The sequence below is a fragment of the Lysinibacillus sp. COL-1 genome, from assembly GCF_059814265.1.
The window spans coordinates 1,901,291-1,925,029 of sequence record NZ_JCAWSJ010000004.1; the positions used below are offsets into that span (position 1 = coordinate 1,901,291).

20 protein-coding genes and 3 pseudogenes are annotated in these 23,739 nt (G+C 32.9%); 16 read left to right on the forward strand and 7 right to left on the reverse strand.

Going from position 1 to position 23,739, the window contains the following annotated elements; all coding sequences use genetic code 11:
• Positions 1 to 43 precede the first annotated feature (43 nt).
• From AC6BKE_RS17745 to AC6BKE_RS17805, 13 genes and pseudogenes are all read left to right on the forward strand, one after another.
• On the forward strand, positions 44 to 706 hold the full coding sequence (locus AC6BKE_RS17745; protein ID WP_058843104.1) for a response regulator transcription factor: 663 nt from the start codon (positions 44 to 46) through the stop codon (positions 704 to 706).
• Positions 699 to 2,144: a sensor histidine kinase gene (locus AC6BKE_RS17750; RefSeq protein ID WP_499857487.1), complete on the forward strand. Its 1,446-nt coding sequence runs from the start codon at positions 699 to 701 to the stop codon at positions 2,142 to 2,144. Before AC6BKE_RS17745 ends, AC6BKE_RS17750 begins: the two co-directional genes overlap by 8 nt.
• A gap of 85 nt (positions 2,145 to 2,229) precedes the next feature.
• Positions 2,230 to 3,966, forward strand: a complete 1,737-nt coding sequence (locus tag AC6BKE_RS17755; RefSeq protein ID WP_089932230.1) for a methyl-accepting chemotaxis protein — start codon at positions 2,230 to 2,232, stop codon at positions 3,964 to 3,966.
• Positions 3,967 to 4,198: 232 nt separating this feature from the next.
• On the forward strand, positions 4,199 to 5,278 hold the full coding sequence (locus AC6BKE_RS17760) for an EAL domain-containing protein (RefSeq protein WP_499857489.1): 1,080 nt from the start codon (positions 4,199 to 4,201) through the stop codon (positions 5,276 to 5,278).
• Between the two features lie 643 nt (positions 5,279 to 5,921).
• Positions 5,922 to 6,070, forward strand: a pseudogene (gene rpmG, locus AC6BKE_RS17765) (50S ribosomal protein L33).
• 151 nt (positions 6,071 to 6,221) lie between these two features.
• A pseudogene (locus AC6BKE_RS17770) lies at positions 6,222 to 6,365 on the forward strand (GTP-binding protein); the annotation flags it as partial.
• Between the two features lie 634 nt (positions 6,366 to 6,999).
• Complete coding sequence (nikA, locus tag AC6BKE_RS17775) at positions 7,000 to 8,601, forward strand: nickel ABC transporter substrate-binding protein (RefSeq protein WP_036122534.1); 1,602 nt, start codon at positions 7,000 to 7,002, stop codon at positions 8,599 to 8,601.
• 5 nt (positions 8,602 to 8,606) lie between these two features.
• Positions 8,607 to 9,545: a nickel ABC transporter permease gene (gene nikB, locus AC6BKE_RS17780; protein WP_101966620.1), complete on the forward strand. Its 939-nt coding sequence runs from the start codon at positions 8,607 to 8,609 to the stop codon at positions 9,543 to 9,545.
• Positions 9,545 to 10,351: an ABC transporter permease gene (locus tag AC6BKE_RS17785; protein ID WP_036122528.1), complete on the forward strand. Its 807-nt coding sequence runs from the start codon at positions 9,545 to 9,547 to the stop codon at positions 10,349 to 10,351. Before nikB ends, AC6BKE_RS17785 begins: the two co-directional genes overlap by 1 nt.
• Before the next feature lie 16 nt (positions 10,352 to 10,367).
• Positions 10,368 to 11,228, forward strand: coding sequence for an ABC transporter ATP-binding protein (locus AC6BKE_RS17790; RefSeq protein WP_340808911.1), 861 nt, complete (start codon positions 10,368 to 10,370; stop codon positions 11,226 to 11,228).
• A complete protein-coding gene (locus tag AC6BKE_RS17795) occupies positions 11,225 to 12,040 on the forward strand; it encodes an ABC transporter ATP-binding protein (protein ID WP_340808912.1) in 816 nt (271 codons plus the stop codon). Before AC6BKE_RS17790 ends, AC6BKE_RS17795 begins: the two co-directional genes overlap by 4 nt.
• On the forward strand, positions 12,037 to 13,242 hold the full coding sequence (gene cntE / locus AC6BKE_RS17800) for a staphylopine family metallophore export MFS transporter CntE (protein WP_330494025.1): 1,206 nt from the start codon (positions 12,037 to 12,039) through the stop codon (positions 13,240 to 13,242). Before AC6BKE_RS17795 ends, cntE begins: the two co-directional genes overlap by 4 nt.
• A gap of 451 nt (positions 13,243 to 13,693) precedes the next feature.
• Positions 13,694 to 14,302 carry a YpjP family protein gene (locus tag AC6BKE_RS17805; protein ID WP_036122522.1) on the forward strand — a complete coding sequence of 203 codons (609 nt, stop codon included), beginning with the start codon at positions 13,694 to 13,696 and terminating at the stop codon, positions 14,300 to 14,302.
• A gap of 198 nt (positions 14,303 to 14,500) precedes the next feature.
• Here AC6BKE_RS17805 and AC6BKE_RS17810 read toward each other — a convergent pair whose 3' ends face one another.
• Positions 14,501 to 14,950 (reverse strand): DinB family protein, encoded by a 450-nt coding sequence (locus tag AC6BKE_RS17810; protein ID WP_499857494.1) that lies wholly within the window; start codon positions 14,948 to 14,950, stop codon positions 14,501 to 14,503.
• Positions 14,951 to 15,596: 646 nt separating this feature from the next.
• Positions 15,597 to 16,340 carry a hypothetical protein gene (locus AC6BKE_RS17815; RefSeq protein WP_499857496.1) on the reverse strand — a complete coding sequence of 248 codons (744 nt, stop codon included), beginning with the start codon at positions 16,338 to 16,340 and terminating at the stop codon, positions 15,597 to 15,599.
• 993 nt (positions 16,341 to 17,333) lie between these two features.
• Between AC6BKE_RS17815 and AC6BKE_RS17820 the strand changes: the two genes are divergently transcribed.
• The 3 genes from AC6BKE_RS17820 to AC6BKE_RS17830 all read left to right on the forward strand — a co-directional run bounded on the left by AC6BKE_RS17820 (position 17,334) and on the right by AC6BKE_RS17830 (position 19,318).
• Entirely contained in the window at positions 17,334 to 17,858 is a 525-nt protein-coding gene (locus AC6BKE_RS17820; RefSeq protein ID WP_499857498.1) for a carbon monoxide dehydrogenase, read from the forward strand.
• Between the two features lie 424 nt (positions 17,859 to 18,282).
• Positions 18,283 to 18,633 (forward strand): PadR family transcriptional regulator, encoded by a 351-nt coding sequence (locus AC6BKE_RS17825; RefSeq protein WP_340811035.1) that lies wholly within the window; start codon positions 18,283 to 18,285, stop codon positions 18,631 to 18,633.
• Positions 18,620 to 19,318: a permease prefix domain 1-containing protein gene (locus tag AC6BKE_RS17830; protein WP_499857501.1), complete on the forward strand. Its 699-nt coding sequence runs from the start codon at positions 18,620 to 18,622 to the stop codon at positions 19,316 to 19,318. Before AC6BKE_RS17825 ends, AC6BKE_RS17830 begins: the two co-directional genes overlap by 14 nt.
• A gap of 275 nt (positions 19,319 to 19,593) precedes the next feature.
• Here AC6BKE_RS17830 and AC6BKE_RS17835 read toward each other — a convergent pair whose 3' ends face one another.
• From AC6BKE_RS17835 to AC6BKE_RS17855, 5 genes and pseudogenes are all read right to left on the reverse strand, one after another.
• Positions 19,594 to 20,067: a hypothetical protein gene (locus AC6BKE_RS17835; RefSeq protein ID WP_499857502.1), complete on the reverse strand. Its 474-nt coding sequence runs from the start codon at positions 20,065 to 20,067 to the stop codon at positions 19,594 to 19,596.
• Complete coding sequence (locus AC6BKE_RS17840) at positions 20,033 to 21,724, reverse strand: site-specific integrase (protein ID WP_499857503.1); 1,692 nt, start codon at positions 21,722 to 21,724, stop codon at positions 20,033 to 20,035. The genes AC6BKE_RS17835 and AC6BKE_RS17840 overlap by 35 nt, the downstream gene beginning before the upstream one ends.
• A gap of 18 nt (positions 21,725 to 21,742) precedes the next feature.
• The gene (locus tag AC6BKE_RS17845) at positions 21,743 to 21,913 is read right to left on the reverse strand and encodes a hypothetical protein (RefSeq protein ID WP_340811040.1); all 171 of its coding nucleotides are present in this window, start codon (positions 21,911 to 21,913) and stop codon (positions 21,743 to 21,745) included.
• 332 nt (positions 21,914 to 22,245) lie between these two features.
• Positions 22,246 to 22,404 (reverse strand): annotated as a pseudogene (locus AC6BKE_RS17850) (alpha/beta fold hydrolase); the annotation flags it as partial.
• Positions 22,405 to 22,956: 552 nt separating this feature from the next.
• Positions 22,957 to 23,355 carry a hypothetical protein gene (locus AC6BKE_RS17855; RefSeq protein WP_036122512.1) on the reverse strand — a complete coding sequence of 133 codons (399 nt, stop codon included), beginning with the start codon at positions 23,353 to 23,355 and terminating at the stop codon, positions 22,957 to 22,959.
• Positions 23,356 to 23,739 lie beyond the last annotated feature (384 nt).

The following is a 23,739-nucleotide window of genomic DNA, read 5'->3' on the forward strand; positions in this document are numbered from 1 at the left end:
TACAGATTGCGTGGTTATAATGGCTAACTAGGGGGAGATCTTAATGAACTACAAGATTCTTGTAATAGAAGATGATTTAGAAATTCAAGAATTAATTAAGCAGTTTTTGAAGACACAAAATTATACTTTAGCGGTAGCGTCAGATGGAGTAGAGGGAATAAAGAAATTAAATACTCAACCCTTTGATTTAATTCTTCTTGATGTGATGATGCCAAATCTAAATGGATTTGAAGTAGCCAAAATGATTCGTAGTCAATCTAATATACCGATTATTTTCCTAACGGCATTAGAAGAAGAACAAGATCAAATGAAGGGCTTTGATCTTGGTATTGACGATTATATAACGAAGCCATTCTCATTTCATGTGTTGATTAGACGTGTACAAGCCATTCTCAGAAGAAGCAATTATAAAAATCGGGGTAACGATTTACATTTTAATGAACTTAATGTTGATTGTGACGGATACAAAGCTTATGTAAATAAAGAGGAAATATCTTTAACGACAAAGGAATTCGAGATTTTACAACTATTACTTCATAACGAAAAAAAAGTACTTACTAGAGAAATCATTGTAGAAAAAGTCTGGGGATATGATTATTCAGGAGAAACACGGATGATTGATACACATATAAAAAATTTAAGAAAAAAATTAAATATACCCTATATTAAAACAGTCAAGGGTATTGGATATAAAATTGATGAGTAGGATTGTAGACATCATGAAGATGAAAAAAATAACCTATAAACTTTTTATGATTACTTCTCTTATATTGCTATCTTTTGCAGTATTAATTTATTTAACATTATACTTCTTCCTTCCGACATTTTACGAACAATATAAAACAAACCAACTCCAATCAGGTATGATCGACATCATTAAAAAATCAGAAAAAATAAAATTAGAACATGCAAAAAATCTTTTGGACGAGTACTCCAAAGAAAATAATGCCATCATTTACCTACAAGAAAAGGACGGAAATATTATCTACTCGCCTTCGTTCATGATTCAGGGAAATTCGCCGCCACCAATTATTACTGAAAAAACAACACCATTACAAAATGAAGAAACAGTAAATGCATTTCATAAATCTTTCCCCATTCAATTTCTAGATGAAGGTAATTTAATCGTGAATGTATTTGCTACATTTCAACCTATCGATGAAGCTTCACAGGTCTTAGTACGTTTTCTCCCTTATATTAGCATCATAGTAGTGGGTATTGGATTGGGCAGTGCCTATCTATATTCAAGATTTATTACAAAACCACTCCTTTATATAAATGAGCGTGCGCAAAAGATGGCAAACCTTGATTTTTCCGAAAATATAGTAGTTCGTTCCAATGATGAGTTAGAGGAATTATCTAATAGCTTAAATGAAATGTCGAATAACTTGCAAAAGACAATGAATGATTTACAAATAGCAAATGAGCAATTAAAAGATGATATTGAAAGAGAAAGAAAAATCGAAACAAAACGTAGGGAGTTTTTCACTACAGTTGCACATGAATTAAAAACGCCACTCACTGTCATGAAAGGTTATATAGAAGGGATGATTTATAATATCGGACCTTATCAAAATCGTGACTACTATTTAGAAAAAAACCGTAAAATTATTGAAAGAACAGAACAACTCGTCCGTGAAATTTTAAGTATGTCCAAACTAGAACAAGATACATTTAAAATTCAAGCAAGAGAAATAAATCTCCTAGATTTAATTGAGACTATTACGAAGGACCTCGCTTTTTTTGCATCTCAGAAAAATATTAGAATCATTAACAAAATCCCACCAGATAATTACGTATTTACAGACAGTGATTTATTAGAAAAAGCATTAAAAAATATTATCCATAATGCAATTATGTATTCACCACAGGGAGAAACTGTATATTTAGCATTGACGGAGGATTCAAAACAAAACCAGATTCAAATCCAAATCATTAATACAGGTGTACAAATAAAAGCAGACGAACTACAACAATTGTTTCAGCCTTTTTATAGAATCGAAAAATCAAGAAATAGGAACACTGGTGGAAGTGGCTTAGGCTTATATATTGTCAAACAAATATTTCAATCACTCTCTATTAACTATTCAGTGAATAATATGGAGAATGGTATTCAATTTTTAGTGACATTTCCTGAAAGGTAAATAATTGTTACGAAGGGCAGCTCAAATTTTAGAACCGAATGAAACAGGAATCTTGATTCACTTGAAGATAGGAGATAGATAGATAATGAAGATCAGGGCAAAGTTAATTGTGATTACATTAAGCCTCTTATTCATTCCAAGCTTAATTATCGGCGTAAGCAGTTATTATTCTGCTAAAGAGCACTTGGATGATATGGGAGAAAAAATGCTAAAAAATAATGTTGAAATGGCACTTCAGTTAATTGATGCAATGAATTATGCCGTTCAAACGGGAGAAATATCGTTAGAGGATGCTCAAGAAAAAGTAAAACAACATTTAATTGGCGATTTACATAGTGATGGTACCCGTAAAATAACTACTCATGTTGATTTAGGTGAGGACGGCTATTTTGCTATTTACGGATTAGATGGTCAAAGAATAGCCCATCCTTTCTCAGAAGGGAAAAATGCTTGGGAGAGCGTTGATAGTAACGGAATTTATATGATACAAGATATGATAAAAGCAGCAGAAAAGGGTGGGGGTTTTACATATTACGCTAGAGCATTACCGAACCAACCTGATACAGAAGAAGACAAAATAGCCTATAGCGCTTTAGATCCGAACTGGGGTTGGGTGGTAAGTGCTAGTAGCTTCATGGCATCATTTAATCATGGCGTTCAGTTAATTCAACATACGATTATGATTACACTTGCTAGTAGTGTTGTTATAGGTTTAATCGTTATATTTTTATTTTCAAGACATTTAGCAATTCCAGTTCAGATGGTCACTGATAGTGTTCAAAAGATTGCTAATCAAGATTTAACCTTTAAGCATCTAAAAGTTCAAAATAAAGATGAGTTAGGTCATTTAGCGACAGGAATTAATACGATGACTACAAATTTAAGAGGTATGATTGAATCCGTTTCAAGTTCAGCCGAACATGTGGCAGCTACATCTGAACAACTCACTGCGAGTAGTGAACAAACAAGCATGGCCTCAGATGAAATTACTAAGGCTATTCAAGAAATTTCTACAGGGCAAGAAAAGCAACTGGCTGGTATGGAGGAAGCAAATCATTCAGTTTTACAGATATCATCAAGCATCACAGAAATTACGAAAAATATTAAAGAATTAAGCGATCTATCCATTGAAACTTCTAAGGTTTCTCTTTATGGTAATGAAGTCATTACACAGACAGTGGAACAAATGAATCAAATTAATAGCCAGAACATCGTGACGACTGAAGCAATGCAATTGCTTGAAAGTAAATCACAAGAGATTGGTGAGATTATTAATGTCATTACTAGCATTGCAGCTCAAACCAATTTACTAGCTTTAAACGCAGCAATTGAAGCAGCACGAGCAGGAGAACAAGGGAAAGGATTTGCTGTTGTTGCAGATGAAGTGAGGAAATTAGCAGAGGAATCAGGCAATGCAGCTAACAACATTTCTGCTTTAATAGGTGATATTCAAATGAATACACAAAATACAGTACAAACTGTCAATGAAGGAAAAATGGTAGTGGAAAAGGGGATAAATTATGTTGCGAATGCGGGGAAAACATTTGAAGAAATCGCATTTGATGTAGACCTGATTAACAATAAACTAGCATCTGTCTCTACAGAAATTCAAGATATTAGTGGGAATACAGACATTCTTGTAAATGAAATATGGAAAGTAAAAGATGTTAGCAATCAGTCATCAAGCTATACACAACAAGTCGTAGCAGCAGCGGAAGAGCAATCTGCTACGATGATTGAGATGACATTTGCATCCCGTTCTTTAGCAGAGATGTCGCAGGAGCTTCAAAATTTAGTATCGAACTTTAAAACGGATGAATAAATAACGGTTGTAAAGGCAGCCATTTAAACTAAATATAGTGAGCTAGCAAATTTCTTGAAGTGGTGATTTGTTAGCTCTTTTTTTGTGCAAGTAAAAGAGCTGAATTATCCACTTTTAACCAGTTATTAGTGCTCCACATAAACTTCACATTCAATACACGCCAACTACAGATTCACTTTATAAAATATATTATATGTATAGTAATTTTTTGATAATAATTGGAGGAATTAGGATGGAGACTGGGATAACAAAATTTGAATCAAATCGTAAGTTTGTATTGACGAGTATTGAAAATAAAAAATCTTTCGCATTAGTATATATTACAATCATAAGTTGGCATAATGTAGATACTTTTAATTGTATAGATGAGGTTAAGAGAGAATTAGCAATGTATCAAACAGAGGTTGAATGTTACAGAGTATTTGATAAGGAATATATAGTAGTCTGTAATGTTCAGTCGCAGGCTCTTTCCATTATTAATGATTTATCACATATTGATTATGTAAGGACACACTATCTATATGTACAAGATAGAAGGCTTCCAGCGTTAAATTACGTTAGACAAGTCTATTCGCAAAATAAGGATAGTAATGCTGTAAAAGCACCCATTTCACAGGAATGTTTACTATCGAAAGAGTTTGAAATCGTTTTCCAACCCATATTGCACAATGGTGGGCAATTATCCTTTGAAGCACTAAGCAGGTGGAAATGCGAAGAACTAGGTTCGATATCACCAGGTGTTTTTATTCCGATGTTAGATAATGAGAGTTTGATAAAGTTAACTAAGAATATTATTAATAAAGCTGTTGATTTGTTGAAAAGATATAATGAAATAGTTTATGTCTCGATTAATTTAACCGCTTCATTAATCAATGATATCACTTGGCTAATGGAGCATTTGGATGACATAAATTTTACGAACAATAAACGAATTGCTTTTGAATTAACGGAGGAAACCCTAATGGGAATCGAGGCGAGAGAAAATTTAAAAATTATTCGTGAACGTGGTCATATTTTATTAATTGATGATTTTGGTTCTGGCTATTCCAATTTTCAATATATTTCGCTGTTTCCTCTAGATGGGGTGAAATTAGATAGATTGTTTATTGAGGGCAACTCAAATAAAAAGGTAGTTGCATTGCTTACAAAATTTATCAAAACACTAGATTTAAAAGTGATTATAGAAGGAGTAGAAAGCGTTGAGCAGCTTAATTCCTTATCAGAGGCCGAATATGATTCAATACAGGGCTATTACGTATCTAAACCCCTCACTATAAATGAATTGATGCTATTTATGAATCTTACTAGATAGACAAACTATGAAGCAAAAAGGGAACTCCAGACAATCTCCAGTGTAGCTGCACATATAGGATTAACTTGTAAGACAAAATACACCTTAAAAGGAAATGAAATATTATAAAAAGAACATGAGATTGGTTGCTACAACTTTTGATACTATATTTTCTGCATTTGCAGCAAAGTCCCCAACTCAAATTATTGGAAGTAGTGAATTTGTGGTAGATCAAGTGAGTAACCAGCTAACGCTAATGAGATTTCAAAAGAGAAGGTACAAGTCATTTTTAACAAAGCAGAAGCAGAGACATTAACGAAAGAGGAAGCGATAAAACAACTAGGGCGCTTTTCTGAAATAAGAAAACTCCTTTCTCAAATAACGTAAACATTTCTAATATTTTTGTGTATTTATGATGAGAAAAGCGTAAGTTAATAAAATAACCTTTTTATTTATGAGGTTATTTTAAGGGATTTATCAAAATCTATATGGATTGTTAGCTTATCATTCAAATAAGTGACTGATCTAAAATTAATAAGAAACATCTATCAATTCCAATAAGAATTGATAAATTTTATGAAATATGAAATTAGATCCCTTGACGAAGTAATTATAATGAACTGCCATTCAAAGCGTAATCATTACTAATTATGAAGTGTTAGAAATGAGAGTCAATATTACTTTAGCATGTACAGAAACAGGTGATAAAAATTGTATTACGACTAAAAATAAACGAAATAACCCAGAACGATTAGAATTAAAAAAGTATTCTCCCCGACTAAAACGTGTACGTTTCGCCGAGAAACTAAATAATAAAGTAAAAACGCTTTTAGAAAGATTCGTCAGTAATTTTCGAGTCTTCTAAAAGTGTTTTTAATTTAAAAAAATACTTGCAATATGATTAGAAATATGATTAACTAAAATATGTTTCAAATCGTAATGATTACTATTTATTAGTTTTAACATGGATAAAATCACAGTTACATCATTAAGTGGTTATTTAGGGGCTGGTAAAACAACAATACTTAATAATTTGTTATCGAATACAAAAGATTTAAAAATGGCAGTCATTGTAAATGATATGAGTGAAATTAACATTGATGCCGATTACTTTTAGATAGCATTCATCTTACTTTTATATCCCTCATATCATTAAGCTTTGGAATCGTGTGAGATCCATGTAGAATCCTCTGTTATTAAGACTATGAACTGCTTCCCATTGTAAAATACCCATTTTAAAATAGAGTAATTTTTCTATATTTACATTTAGCTTAATAGTGAAATAACAGTCTAAGAGAGGTACATAAAAAGATTATGAAATAGAAATAAAATAAAGTTCCCAGTAGTATTGCGAGAAATGTTATGAAGGAATTTGGCCTAAAGGTAATACTTATTGAAAAGAGGCAGTCAAATCATGAATAGAAGATACTAATTGAAATGTCTAATGGGTTTATTTGTTAGTTTTTTGGAAGATTAATAAATGAAATACAGAAACATAAAGACTTTGGGTGTTTGGAGTAGAATGAAAATAAATAAAAAAATATTGATAATAGTAATCATTACTATTTATAATGGTGGAGCGACCTGTTCAAAGCGTAATCATTACTTTTTGTGAATTTGAAGGAGGGAGGAATAAATAACATTATTTATAAAAAGAAATCAGATTAGAAATTACTTCTTTTTGTGTGGATTGATTTTAGCATCAATTAAATGGAATAACGATGAATTTAAGGAGACTAAACATGTTAAAGAGAAAATATTTTTTATTTATCCCATTATTTGTTTTACTTTTTTTAGTAGCTTGTAGCGATGATACAGCACCCAATGCTGGTGAAGAAAGTAGTGTTAATAAAAATACATTGAAAATGTCTTGGCCGTCAGATATAGGAGAGGCGAACCCTCATTTATATTCACCAAACGAAATGTTTGCACAGGCGCTGCTATATGATCCATTAGTTGCTTATGGAAATGATGGGACAATATCTCCAGGATTAGCTGAGAATTGGGATATTTCTGAGGATGGTAAGGAATATACATTTCATTTGCGAGAAGGAGTAGTATATTCTGATGGTTCTATGTTAACAGCAGATAACGTTAAACGTAATTTTGAGACAGTTATCGGAAATAGTTTAGCGCATAGTTGGTTAGAGGTAGTAACAGTTATTGATGAAGTTGAAGTAATTGATGAGTTAACAATAAAGGTCTCATTAAAAGAATCATATTATCCGTTTTTACAGGAGTTGGCTTTAATTCGTCCATTACGTATGTTAGGTGACGCTGGATTTCCAGATAGTGGCAATACAGCAGATGGAATCAAGAAACCAATTGGTACAGGGCCATGGATTTTAAATGAAGCAGATGAAAATCATGCTGTATTTACGAGAAATGAAAATTATTGGGGAGAAAAACCCTCGATTGAAAAAGTAGAAGTGAAATATATTGCTGATTCACAGATGCGTATGATGGCTTTAGAAAATGGTGAAATTGATTTAATTTTCGGAAGTTCCCAACTTACTCCAATTGAGTTTACCACATTGAGACAGAATGACGAGTATTTGACTGAAGTTTCAGACCCTCTATCAACTCGTATATTATCTCTTAATACCACTTTTGGTGTAACTAAATATAAAGAGGTACGATTGGCGCTTCAACATGCACTAGATCGACAAACTATTATTGATCATATTTTAAGTGGTATGGAGCAAGAGGCACACTCTTTATTTTCACCAGGATTCCCATATAGTGATATTGAAATTGAAGAATATAATTTTGATGTAGAAAAATCTAAAAAAATTCTAGATAAAGCTGGCTGGATAGTTGATGGAAAAACTGGGATTCGTTCAAAGAATGGTGAAAAGCTTGAATTACTAATGGCTTACAATTCAAGCGACCAAATTCATAAAGCAATATACGAGTATTTACAAGGAGCTTGGAAAGAAGTTGGTGCGGATGTGAAATTGGTAGCCGAGGATAATCAAGTGTATTATGCACGAACAAAAGCAGGTGAATACAACATAGTAATGAATGATACTTGGGGCGCACCTTATGATCCTCATATGTATATACGTACTATGACAGGAGAGCAACAAATTGGTAACTATTCCATTATGGGAACAGATTCGAGTGACAAACTTATAGAGGAAATTACACGTGTTATTAGATCTACAGATGTAACTGAGCGGGCTTCATTATATGAAAGTATAATCCAAACAATTCAGCAAGAGGCTATCTTTATGCCAATTTCATATAAGCAAAATTATCTTGTGGCAAATGATGTATTCAAAAAAATCAAATTCTCTCCTCAACAATTTGAGGTACCAATTAATTTATATGAGATGAAGTGATAATAATGGCAAAGTACTTTTTAAACCGCTTTTTTAGTATGACTATAGCAATGATTGGTTTAACGTTAATTGCATTTTCACTCATGCGTATTATGCCTGGTGATCCGATAGAGTCATATTATATGGCAAACCATATTCCAGTAACAGATGAAATACTAGAGCAAGCAAGAGAGGAGCAAGGGTTGGATAAGCCCTTGCTCACACAATATGTAACATGGCTTGGTGGAGTATTAAAATTCGACTTTGGAACTTCATATATGAATGGAAACGCAGTTAGTGAGGAATTATTGTCCTATTTTGGTGTTACAACTCAGTTGGCGCTCGTAGCTTTTCTATTAATATTAGTTATTTCTATTCCACTTGGGATTTTTAGTGCAGTAAAAAAGGGCTCTGCTTTTGATAATCTAACAAGAATGACTATATTTTTCATTGCCTCGATGCCTAGTTTTTGGCTAGGTTTCGTTCTGATTTATGTTGTAGCTTTTAAGCTTAATCTTCTTCCACTTATGGGATGGGGAAATTTAGATGCAATCATTTTACCAGCATTAACTTTAGCTTTGGCCAATGTACCATTTTACATTCGTATGATTCGTACAAATATGATTGAGCAAATGGATAAGCCTTTTATAACGTTTGCACGTGCTAGAGGTATAAGTGAGTCAGTCATTATTCGTAAGCATATTTTTAAAGCTACATTGACACCATTTATAACTTCACTTGCGATGACATTAGGGGTACTTATTGGTGGGGCTGCAATAGTTGAAATTATTTTTTCTATACCCGGCATAGGCCGTTATATTGTTACTGCAATAACAGCGAGAGATTATAACGTAATGCAAGGTTTCATTATGATTATTGGTTTCTTCTACATTATCATTAATTTTTTAGCGGATATAATATGTGCGTTTATTGATCCGAGAATTCGATTAAAGGAGGAATTGTGATGAGAAAAAAATGGGCATTTTACTGTAGTACGTTTCTTGTAAGCATCCTATTTTTTGTTGCGATATTTGGGCCATTGCTTATGCCAAATGATCCTCATTTACCGAATATGGCCATGAAGCTACAAGGTTTTTCAATACAATATCCTCTTGGGACAGATCATTTAGGACGTTGCGTTTTATCAAGGTTAATCGAAGGTGCGAGAGTGTCGTTATTTGTTGCACTCATTGTACTACTAGTCACGCTACTAATTAGTATGGTCGTTGGTATAACTGCAGGCTATGTTGGAGGTTGGATTGATTTAGTCTTAATGCGTCTATGCGATATTTTGCTCGCAATTCCAAATTTTATTTTTGCGCTTATTATTGTTGGTGCACTTGGAGCAGGGATGGGAAATCTAGTAATTGCAATTGTCATTGTAATTTGGGTCGGCTTTGCACGAGTTATACGGAATATGGTTGTGAGTTTAAAAGAAACGAATTATGTGGTTTATGCCAAAATTTGCGGTGTCCCGACTTTGAAAATTATGTGGCGTCATATCGTACCGTTTGTATTTCCGCAAATGCTTCTACTAAAGCTAATCGGTTTAGGTTCAACGATATTAATGATTTCAGAGTTGTCTTTTTTAGGACTTGGGATAACGCCTCCAACAGCTGAATGGGGCATGATGATTAGTGAGAGTAAAACATACTTAATGATAAAACCTGAGTTAATGATCATTCCAGGTGTAATGCTTTCAATAACTGTATTAACTTTTAATGCATTTGGTGATTCGTTAAGAGATTTACTTAATCCAAAATCAGTGTGAGAAGAGGTGAAATAATATGTTAGAGATTAGAAATTTAACTGTATTTATCCATAATAAACAGGTGCTAAATCAAGTGAGCTTATCAGTTCCGAAAGGCAAGGTTGTTGGAATTATTGGGGAGAGTGGTAGCGGAAAATCTGTATTATGTTCGACGATTTTAAATCTTTACCGTAAAGAGCGATCTGCAAAGGGAAGTATTGAATTTGATGGAAAGAGTTTGCTTTCGATAGAGGAGAGAAAAATGCGTGAGGTGCGAGGAAAGGAAATTGGGCTCATTATGCAAAATCCAATGTCCATGTTTAATCCAATTGTGTCGATTGGTGGACATTTCATTGAAACGCTTCAAGCACATACAAAAATGTCTAAAAAGGAAGCAATTGAGAAAGCAAAGGAGCAGCTCGCACTTTTTCAATTAGGTAATGTAGAGATCTTAAACAAATATCCAAATGAACTAAGCGGAGGAATGCTTCAGCGTATCATGATTGCCATTGCAGCAAGCCTTGAGCCAAAGCTATTACTTGCTGATGAACCTACCACAGCACTAGATACTATGACACAACTTGAAATATTAAAGGAATTAAAAAAACTTCATGAGAAAACGGCAATGTCGATGTTGATTGTATCGCACGATTTAGGTGTTATTGCAAATTTAGCAGAAGAAATTGTTGTAATGAGAAGGGGGATTGTAGTTGAGCATGGTCCCACTACCCATATTTTATTGCATCCGATTCATCCTTACACTCAAACGCTTGTTGCAGCACGGGATGAGCATAGTAAGTTAGAAGAGCTTGCTGATAAGTATGAAGGTTCAGTATCAGGAGAGCTTGTCTTATATGATCAGAACCACTGGGTGAGAATGGAGGGGACAAACAGATGATCCAAGTACAGCAAGTATCTAAAAGCTATAGTCAATCACGATTTTTTAGGAAGAAAAATTCGATGGTAAAGGCAGTAGAAAATGTGTCGCTTAATATAAAAGAAGGCAGTTGCTTTACGTTGCTAGGACAAAGCGGTTCTGGAAAAAGTACGCTTGGTAAAATGATACTTGGAATTGAAAAGCCAGATGATGGTGTGATTTTATTTAATGGGATAAATGTACATAAAACAACTATAAATGAACGAAAACGATTGCAACAATCGTTACAAGTGGTATTTCAAGATTGTCATAGTGCAGTAAATCCTAAGCTCAAAATCAGAGACATTATTGTGGAACCAATACTAGTATATGAAAAGCTAGATATAAATCAAATAGAGGATCGTGTAGGAAAGTTACTAAAAATGGTTGGTCTGTCAGAAGAGGATATGATGAAATATCCTCAGCAATTCAGTGGCGGACAATTACAGCGAATTACAATTGCACGTGCGATTTCCACACAACCTCGATTGATTGTTTTAGATGAATCAGTAAATAGTTTGGATGTCTTGGTGCAAATTAGTATTTTAAAACTACTCAAACGATTACAGCACGAGTTAAAACTAACTTACTTTTTTATCACCCATGACATACATGTAGCTCGACTTTTGGCAGATGAAATCGCGATTATGCATAAAGGAAGAATTGTGGAACAACTACTGATAGATGAGTTAGAGAATGCAAAACATGTGGCCACAAAAATATTATTGGATTCACAACTTAAAATCGATTCTATTCACCACCAATTGGACCTAAAAGAGGAGTTGGAATTATGAAAGTAAGTCCATTATCTTTTAGCATGCTACAAAACTACGGCTTGGCAATTTTTTATTTTACGGCTAATTCTGTATTAACTGTCATATTCCCTTTGCAGGCAGCTAATCACGGAATGAAAGAGGCAGAAATCGGTCTGATGATGGGAATCTATATGTTTGTTTGTATGGTGTTACGTCCATGGGCTGGTCAAATGGTATCAAAATACAGTGTCCATACAGTAATGAAATATTTATTACTAGGGCATGTAGCAGCACTCCTTTTGTATGTATCGCTTGGTGTTGAAAGTCTTTATGTTGTGCGCATTTTGCAAGGAATCGTGACGGCATTTTTCTCCATGTCGATGCAAATGGGTATCACGGAGACTTTACGAGATGAAGATAGAGGACAAGGTATGGCAATGTATTCTTTATCAAGTGTCATGCCAGGGTTATATGGACCAGCATTAGCAATGGTTATCTGGGTTCAAGGAGATGTATCTTGGCTATTAATTTTTATTACCTGCTTAGCTTTTGCACCTCTTATGTTTTTCATTAGATCACCATTACCGAAAGTAAAAAAAGAAAATGTATCGTTCACCTTGGAGGATATGAGAAAAGGAATGAAATTAGCTCGTGCGCATAAAGGGTTAATCGTTTCTTCGGGGGTAATGCTTATAGGTGCAAGTATATTTGGGGCAATCTCGACATTTTTACCTCTGTACTTTTTAACTACAAATACAGGGAATGTTGGGCTTTATTTATTTCTGCAGGCTCTAGTTGTTGTAGGGAGTAGATTTATTTTTAGAAAATATATTCCATCTGATGGAAAGTGGCATCCAGGTTTCATAACCCTTATATTGAGTAGCTCTATTATTGGGACAACGATGCTAGCGGCACTTCCTCTTATCGGATCGTTTGTCTATATTAGTGTTTTATTTAATGGAATAGCAGCAGCGATGTTATATCCTACATTAACCACATACATTTCTTTTGCAATTCCGGAGTCACATAAACATGTATTATTAGGGTTATTTTTAGCATCGTATGACTTAGGTTTTTCTTTAGGTGGGATGGTAATGGGTATTATCGTACAATTTGGTTCATATCCAATGATGTTTTCTGCATGTTCAGTAATTGGTTTATTGGCAATTATATATAATTTAACTGCTAGTGGAGAATATACTAACTTAGAACATTGTGATGCTTTTCAAAGGTCCAAGTAAAGAAGTCAATGAGAATGTCCAAAATACCTTCATTTTTAGCGTGACTTCGCTTCAACATCATTATATTTAATTTAAGATTGATTAGGAACTGATATTTTTTAGGATGGTTGAAAGAATGAATGATCAGATGGGTGCTATTTAAGGGCCATACCTAGTAAAGAAAAATGAAAAACCCCAAAAGCTGCATATAACAGGCTTTTAGGGCTTTGTAGGGTACATATTACAAAATAAAAAAATTAGTCCGTGAAGCATAAAGATGATAAGTAACCTAACATTAATAAAAGACCAATACCCATTACGATGCTCATGATTTGTACCTCCTTTAAAAAACCGACACATTATTCATAAATATTGTACAATGAATTATAGAAATATGAAACCTTTTAATGGCGAGAACGTATATAATAATAGGAGAATTACCAATTTGTACATAAAGAGTAGGTGACAAAAAATGAAAACGTGGGTTAAAAAAAGTATAGTTATCATGGTTGCGTTTTTAACATTTGGTTTAATAACGCCTACACATGAAATTTGGGAAGCATTTGATCACAATCCTTCGAACCGTGCATCCATCGGCCCTGAACCGAGGACAAGCACTGCTGTTGCTGCTGAGCATGATGATTATCAAGACGAACAGATACAAATTCAAGAAGAAGAGATCGATTATAATGCCTTACTCCTAGATGCAGCAAGAGAGCAATCGTACATAAAATTTGGCACAAAAGTCGGTCCGAAAATTAGCAATGAATTCGACAGCATCATCTTCCCAAAAATGGAGGAAGCAATTGCGATGACAGTGGCTAATCTTGGCGATCAAAGCGCTGCATCATTAACAATCTCTGAAAAGCCAAGTGGTCATTATGGTGAAAAAATTTTCAATGTCATTAACAATGAAACCGGAGCAGATGTAATCCGTTTCCATGTGCGTACAGAAAAAAGACCACAGGAAGGCTACTACTATAACTTCCACTATCACAGTGCCGAGGACGAATTCATGGTACACCACAACCTTGGCGATATCTATTGGGAAAAAAACACACCACCGAAGTGGTTGTCATAAAAGATGTGAAACACTCGTTTACAATGCGAGTGTTTTTTTATTTGGAAACATTGATATATCAACGTTTGTAGTAAATGTTTTTGTCATATTCTTTTAGAGATATACAGAGTGGGGGAGGTAATGAAATATATGTACCCTAAAATCATCATTTTTTGATTTCCTTAGATTTAAATGAAATCTAAAGTGATGATTTCATCGTTAAAATAATGCCTTTTGAAATCCATTAATGCGGGCGATAAGCGAGATTTGTCCAACATGATATGCTTCATGCGTATACACATGATTAAACAGCCAATTTAGTGTAGGTACTGAAGGTGGCATCCATCCATCTGAAAATTTAAGAATTTCGACTAATTTATTGAGTTGCGAATCTTCTAATGTATGTAATATGTCATCAGTATAGTCTCTAATTTGAATATAGCTATATAATATATCTTTAGGTGAACAAGCATCGTTAAGATTTAAAATACAACTTTTTTTAAGTCCAATTTCATTCACCCAATAGTCTTCGCTACTTGATATATGAGAAATTATCCAAGCTAGATTATTTGGATAGAAATCTGGTTTCTTAAACCAAAATTCCTCATCAAGATTGTTTAGGTAAGGTATCAAAATTTTTCTAAGATCATTACGATATGGAAGCAGCAAATAAATACATCCTTTCACTTATTAATATGTTTATTATAAATGAATTGATAAGAAGGGTTTTTAGAAATTATAAAAATACTTTATTTCATAGTTCAAGAAGTATATGGCTGGAGAATTAAATATTTGGAATGATCAATCGAAAGAAAATGTGACATAGTGAGGTGTAAATAATTGGACGAAAGATTGACTGAGAAATCAGTAGGTGATTTTAAATACGACTGAAAAACTTTAAACATAAATCGAATGAATTCAATGATTATGATACTTTCTTTGCTTATTGCAAAGCTGTTAAAAGGTTGGGAGAATTAGAAGGTGCAAATGAGTCAAAACTAATTAAAGAATGGTGCAAAGATGATGGAGATGTCTCTGGTGGAGTTTCTCTATAGTAGAACCACCGTATGGTAGAACACCTTTAGACAGCGACGTCTCTAATTAAGTTACGCATTCTAGGAGGATTGTGTTGCCAATAGGAGTAAATGAATTTGAATAGTTTAATGTCGCACTTTGAGGATGAAGGATAGCAAATGGAACATTATTATAAAAACCAGTACTCTGTTTTATTGGCACTATTTAGAACTCTATATAAAAAAATCCCCACTAATACGTTTTAAACGTCCTTAGAAGGGATTTTACATTTATTAAATTATTAGTGGATTAGACATACCATAACATGAGAACCTAAACAACTAGCACAAGCAACAGCACCTACAACATTTCCACCAAATATTACTGACGCACATGCAGCACTACATATTTGTTTTGTTAGTTCAGGGGCATCATACCAATAGTTTTTTAAGCATTCCCATGAATCACTCCAATAACCTGCTTTAGCACTATTGGTTGATAAAAGGGAAACTTCTGAATTTTCATCGAAATAAACTTGTTTATCAATTACCTTATTTGTACTTGCTTCAAGAGTCATACCAAGCATGTCTTCGTTATTTAATGTTGCATAAGTAACATTGATTTCATCATTCTCTACATCTAGAGTTGATTTCATTATGATAAATTCACCGACTTCACCAGTTGTTTTATCATAAGTAGTCAGTAATCGTATATCAAAACTTTCATTGTTCTTTTTATAAGGAATCATCAAACCATCTTTATTCTTACCGTAATCCATATATTCAGTATTTTGCCAATCAAAGTCTTCTCTACTGTATTCACTATGTGTGAACTTCTCTGCAATATCTAAATCCTCTTTTACTTCATTTACGACTACTGAGTTATTAAGAAAACCATTCTTTTCAATTTGCAAAGGTGCTTGTTGTGAACAACTATTACAATCATTATGTTCATTTGTTTCTTTAGCCAAAGCACCTAAATTTACAGATAGGGGTTGAAATACTAAAAGCATAATCATTACAAAAAGGATTAATTTTTTCTTCATTTACTACTCCTCCTAACTTTAAATTTACTTTTTGAAAAATTTGTACCACGGCGTACCTATAAAGAAAACAGCAAACAATAGGATGAGAAAATCATAGGTTTGTATCCCATCTGAAAAAAGGATTAGTAATACGGCTATCAATGCCAATACTCTAAGTAGGACTGATTTTTTCATTTAAGACCCCCATTCTTTTCTGATATTTCGGGAACAGTTTATACACATAAACCATTCATAGAAAATTTTAACATTAAAAATGAATGTTTTCCATATAAATTCCAAATGTTTTTCTTTTATATTATGAAATTTATTCTCCTCTATTAAATATGTGTAACATAAAGTTTCTGTTTTACATAAGCAGGTAGTAAATTAGAATAGTAAAATTAAAAGTAGACAAGAAGAGTCAAAGTCTAGTTTTTTGAGAAAAGGAGTGTTTTATTAGAATTTAAGATTTAATAGAGTGATAGATGTCAAAGGATTATTAAAATAAAGTAGCTTGTTTCTACATGTGTAAACATCTCTGAAAAAAGTAGAAAAAAGAGCATACATACCAATTTGAAAAATTAAAGCAGTTGACTTTTCAGAGTATGTTTATGCTCAGAAAGGACAAAAATTAGCAGTTAATAATGAATCTACAGGTCAATTTAACTTTATTACTCAATTGGTAGATTCTAATAATAATAATATAGGAGATGAAGTATATTTCACTGATACTCAATATAGGACTGTACCAATTTCTGGTAATTACAGGGTGAAAGTATATTGTAGTGATACATCAATTAAGGAAAGATGTACTGGAAGAGGTTCAGTCTCCCAATAAATATAAAGAGTAAGGATCTAAGTTCGAGTGTTAGTGAACTTAGATCCTTTTTCAATTATATTTTGTAATACAGCTAAATAATTCATACTTTTATTGAAATACTAAATATCGAAGGGAGGTTTATTGAAAACAGTTCAGAGATTAATGCTTTATTTTATTAATTGGGGTGTAGCAAAATGGTTAAAATAGTTTGTAATATTTTATTTATAATTAGTTGCATTTTTATTTTTACCTTTAGTGTTAATGTTTATGCAAATACTCAATCGTCCTCTTTAGTGGATAAATATTCTGAAGGAGGATATAAATCCCTTGACAGTGCTGTTCATGCGTTTGAAAAATACTACAAAACTGAAGTAAAGTTACCAACAATTCCTTCTACCATTTCATTTACACACAAATTCGGTAAATTTTATGTAGATTCTGAATATAATCTGAATACCACTTTAAACTTAATTTTTGTAAATGAACATATAAAAGAGAATATATTTAAAATTGATATTCGGTCTTTAAAACATAAATTGGACTTTGAAGGTGAAAGTTATCCACTCAAAGATGGTAGTAAAGGAGTTTATTTTGAACATCAAATATATAAGTTCTTTGTCTTTGAAAAAAATAATTTGCAGTATATGTTTGGCATTCATAAAAAAGGTACCGATTCCATCAAACCAGAGTTACTTGTTGAAATGGCAAATTCAATTTAGCTTTAAATAAAAACCAGGGACTACTTGTTTTTATTAAAAGTAAGTTGCAAACGCTGATTTTATACAGAAAGAAACCAACTGTTTTGAAACAAAGTTTGATCAAAACAGTTGGATCTTTATTTATCTAGTTTGGTTTTTATAAAAAAGTTTGGTTATTTCGGGATGTGAATATTCAATTAAAGCTACCCGTTAGCCATCCATGTAGCGCAAAAACCAGCGCTACACCACAGAAAATGAAAGAGGATTACGTTCTTTCATGGGAGTTTAATAAGAACAGCAACGCTTCTTCCACAATCGCGCCCGATTGCATAATACGAATTCTTTATCTCGCATTATGCAATCAGAATTTTTATAATACCTATTTGAACGAATACCTTGCTATATTAGGTAATATATTTTATAACTAATTATGGAGGTGAAAAACTTGGAAATTAACAAAGAGGTTTTAAAAGGACATATTGATACAATAATCCTATCGTTATTGCGTAGCAGAGATATGTATGGATATGAATTAGCAAAATTTGTTCGTGAAAAAAGTGAAGACCAATTTGAATTAAAAGAAGGTACGCTTTATTTGTCTTTAAAGCGATTAGAAAAAAACAAATGGATTTCTTCATACTGGGGTGATGAACAGGGACCAGGCGGAAGAAGAAAATATTATAAACTTACACCTTTAGGTGAAGATGGTTTAGAAGAAAAGCGTGAGGAATGGAGATTTGTAAAAAAAATTATTGATACATTTATCGAAGGGGTAGATAAATTTGAAACAGATTGATAAATATGTTAATTCGGTTTATCAGAATGCAAGTGGAGATAAAAAAGCAATAGAAGAATTAAAGTTAGAGATGAAAAATCATCTTTTAGAAGCTGTAAGTGAATTAAAAGAGTCTGGGAGAACAGAGCAAGAAGCAATTAATATTGCAATTGAACGATTCGGCGAGGAAAAAGAAATGCGTTCTATTGTATCCCAGCTATTTAAAGTTCAAAAGGCATTTGCTAAATGGGTTCTTTATATTGGGATAGCCCTTTTACTTCTTTCAGCTGTTGTTTTTGCATACTTTTTAAATATTGGAAATGAAAGAACGTCGGAGCAATCAATAATATCATACGAAATTGGCGATTTGATTGAAGACGATACTAAATTAACTACATTAACAGAAGAGAAAATCAAAACATTACTAAGTAAAGCTAGTTATATAAAAAAGATGAATGTTTATCTAAATGAAGACAGAGAGACCTCTGTTTATAATTTAGATAAAGACATTAATCATACATTTTCTTTGGTATATAGTGACTTACATTATGGAAGTGATAATAGTTTTGTGGAAATTAAAGTTCTTGATTATCGTAATATTGGATTTCTTGCGATGCTTTTCGGACTTACATGCTTTGGAGTCCTTTTCTTTATTTGGGCTATAATAAATGTTTATCATAAAAGAAAAAGTCATAATGCTATTTGAAGGTTAAGAAAGTAATATTCCATAAATTTCAATAAAAAATAGCAACTGAGCGAATTCAGTTGTTATTTTTTATGTTATTCACATGTCAAAATGTTTGCTAAAAGCAATGAATTTAAGTGTGATTTTTTGTTTTCTCCCCATCAACTGAAACAGTTAAATATATCAATAAAAATGTATACCAACAAAATTAAGAATCCTACGGGAACATACGAACAAATTGTTTAGTAAGAAAAAGAATGGGCAGTCCACTTATTACGAATGCCCATATTTTAAAATTATTTGAACTGTTCAAAATGATTTGCGACCCATCGTTGATGATTTTCAGCCACATATTGTTCAACTGCTATTAAGCGATTCACTAACTCCTCTTTTGAAAGCTGCATATATTTCTTCTTAGCGTTATTTACATCACGTTCAGAAGAAATCCTTCTTAATGCTGTCTCGTCAAATTTAGAAGGTATTACTGTTTTTTTACGAGTATTCTTCACTTTGTACGTTCTGCTATGCTGTTTATAATATTCATGTAGTTCCTCATTACGCTTAATGGTATTCATATGGATGCCTTTACCGTTGTCATCAAAAGATTTGGAATGCTCGCTAATGTTATGATAGGTTACAGGAGTTCCTTGTGCGACAAGAAAGTCAATAGTTTGTATGCCAATAGAAACAGAACGCTTCTTACGTTGCTGATGTACTTTATCAAGCCACTGATGTTTATCTAAATGGATTCCTTTTGGTGATTGGTTCATAGCTACGTTCCTCTCTATATTGTTTAATTAAATCAATCTCTTTCAATTCAATCTTCGCTTGTTTTGCCATCTCTTTCGCTTTTCGAACTTCGACCCCTAATCCCATTTGTTTAAATCGCCTTTCCATATCTTTTGATAATTGAATGACTTCTAATAATTCATCCTCTTGATCTGGTTCGGGTATTTTTGCTTTGCAACCTAAACATTGCATTTTAGTAGGGCAAATGTAATCTGTAGCGCAAGTGCCACCCAATACTTTATTGAATACACCAACTTTTTCTGCATGGGCATCAAATTCTTTTTGTAGCTCTTGTGGACTTCTTAAATACACATCATCAATGTCTACATAACTTGAAATAACATCATGTAACTCACTTACTGATTCTGTTATTTGGGTAGGTGTAGGAGCTGAATAATACGCTGTTACGTTGAAATCCTTTTGATGCAACATTTTTGCGACAATATCAATCGGCATTTTTTGACGTTGAACAGCTTCTGTCGCAAATGCATGACGCAATAGGTGTGTTTTTATAGTTACAGCTTTTCCGTCCTGTATCTCAAACAATAATCCATGAAGTAAAAATCGAATGGAACTGTATAAAGCAAAAATGCTTAATGCTTTCCCTGCATATTGGAAATAATAAGGAATAGGTGTGGGAAATAAGTGCTTTCTATCATCTCTGTATGAGACACTTGGAATTTTATCACTGCCATAATGTGCTTTTAACATCCTTGATACCATTTGAATATGTTCCATCGTTTGTTTACTTATATAAAATTCTTCTAATGAATCTCTTCCTTTAGGAATAGTTCTATAGGAATAATGTAGCTTGTTGTTAATTTTCTTTACCTCAATACATTCTTTTGTATTACTAATTTGAAGTAATTCGTTCAGTCTTGCACCTGTTGTTGTTAAAATATCGATGGCTAATAACCCAAATGTACAAGCCACATAAAATGGCTCTACATCTATTAGTAAGCCTTCTGCTTTGCCCTTGTGTAAAGTGATAAAAGTTAAAGGGGTTAGTATGCCTTTATGCTTCGAATTAAACGGTTCTGTTTTTTGCTCGTTTTCAGACTCGTATCCCCATAAAAACAAGAAATTTAAAATCTTCTCGTGTTCTTCAACTGGTCTGTTGCTAAACCAAGCTCCTAATACATTCTGCTCAATTAATTCATTAAACCAAAACCCTTCTGGTACTGAATCGCTCTCTATTGATTCAGCAAGAATAAACTCAAGGAAATAAGCATTATTTTCATCAGAATAAGTTGATTTTTTATGTTTTGCTCGCTTTATAATAGTCTCTGAAAACTCCTTTTGATGGTTCAGTACAAAGGAAGGTTTATCCCATAAGTGAAAATAAAATACTTCTCCAATCCGTTTGGGTTCTGCATAAGAAAATTCAATAGGCAATGATATTGAATCGGCTTCTACAATCTTTATTTGTTGCTGAAATGCATCTCTTAGTCTTTTCATTTGATTCCATCGTAAATTCGCTTCGGCACGTATTGTTGGAAGATGGGGAACTATGGCATCAGTTTCATTTTTTCTAATATGTTGTGCTTCTTGAATTGCTAATTTGGTAAAGGAAAAGTCTCTTGAATCAAATGAAATAGGAGGAAGCAAAAATTGTTTATAATATAACTGTTCATCCAAAGTTAAATTATTCTCAATCTACTTTTGGGTATAATATAAATCCGCTCTATATGTACTTAATAATTCACTATTCATCCGATTTGATGCGTTAAAGCAAACTGTTAAAGGTAGAAAGGGGTGATTTTCTTTAAATACAAGTAGCTCATACTTACTTTCGATATGCTTTGGACAATACTCAAACCAATACAATAATTAACCTCCCTCAAAAAAACGAACGTTCTTATATTAATTTCCTTTTTAGTCATTGTACAGTGTTTAACTTTTTAATAAATGTAGATGGGAAAGATGGTCAAAATAAAATGCACATCACTAAATAATTTACAATTTAGTAATGTGCATTTTTATTAAATGTGTAACATTATAAATGAAACACTATTGAATAAGACTTCATGTACAATTACTTGTACTTAATCTTACAGAGTAGTACCTGGTTTTTTGAGGAATATCTACATCGTTTATTATCGAACATAACATTACTTCATTTGGTTATTTTTGGTATAAAACTATTCGTTTTAAGTAGAACCAAAAGGCTCAATCATTACAACTTTGTAAAATGGCGATAACTCTTCTACTAGCGGCTTAAAATCAAGTGCTGGTGTTCCTGTCCCAAAACCTGGTAGTAGCACGACTGTTTCTGTGCCTTGTCCTTGAATCAAAACATTCATATTTTTTCCATCCACTAATTTTTCTATCTTTTGAAAATTAATTCTTGATAGTCTTCAAAATGTTCAGTAATGGATAATGGATTAAACTACTATATGAATTTTGAGCGTCTAATTTGTAATAACAGTATACTTAGTCTTCATCTGGTTTGAGAATTAGTGTAAACGGAGGGGGAGGGAGGTTTACTTTAAATGCTGCATCATACCTAATGTTTAAATTCCGTTGAAGCTGCCTCTGTTGGAATTGTTAATGCTTAAGGTTTGTTAGCTGAATTTCAGGTTTGGCTACTTTAAATCAAGACACTTCACCACAATTTTTGCAAAACAACAAAATAAGTGGGGAGCCCGAAGCAATTAAAGATCTTATAGGTCTAACATTTCTATCACTAGATAATTTATCATGACCAAGCTAACCAGTTGCAAAAGAGTTACTACTACAAGCTCTACAGACTAATTTATTATTTTCCATAATATCACCTCATTGTGTAGTAGATGTAAATGATAACGTGAAAAAAGCTATAGCTTTTGCAAAGGCTACAGCTTGAAGTCTTACAAACTCATCGCATTCTCCTAACTTTCAAAACTACCTAAAACCATAAAATCTACAATAACGCCACTTACTGGATTTTCTGAACCTAATACACTAATTCCTAATACTGTGACACCACTAATATTTGTAATATTAGCAGAGACATATTTTCCAGTACTATTCTTTTCTCTCATTTGTACTCTTGGTCTTGCATTGATCGATGAATTTGTAGAATATACGCTTGCCACGGCATAGTCAATCGTTGATAATAGTGGATTGCCATTAGCTAATGCATTGTCTGTAAAATAAAACGTAGCTATACCATTTGCGTCTGATGTAGCTTGCCCATAAACAATGCGCCTTTCTTTTTTGGGATTCGACTCTCCCGCTTTAAACACATGCAATAATGTTGGTGCTAGTGTGATGAATTCAATACTCATAGCCTTACCCCTTGTTATATTTTGGCATTATTACTATACTATGAATTTTTTATTCGTTTATTACTTCTTCACTGTCCTTGATGATTCTTGTTTAGAGAGGAAGTTGAAAGAAATGATTGAGTGAACTACTTTGAACAGAATGTGCATTTAAAAATATTTAGTATTACAGGTGGTGAGCCAATGATGAGTAAAAAATCTGTCTAAAATTAAAAAGCTGTAGCGTTGTTACACGCTACAGCTCAAATCGGTTAATGCTCTTTGTTGGTTTAGTCATATAGCATTATAACATACTGGAGAGCAAAATGGTGTTAAAAGGATAACAGGTAGCTACTACAGATCATTTATGGGTGATAATAGTAGCTATATTCATGCAAAGATAGCCAT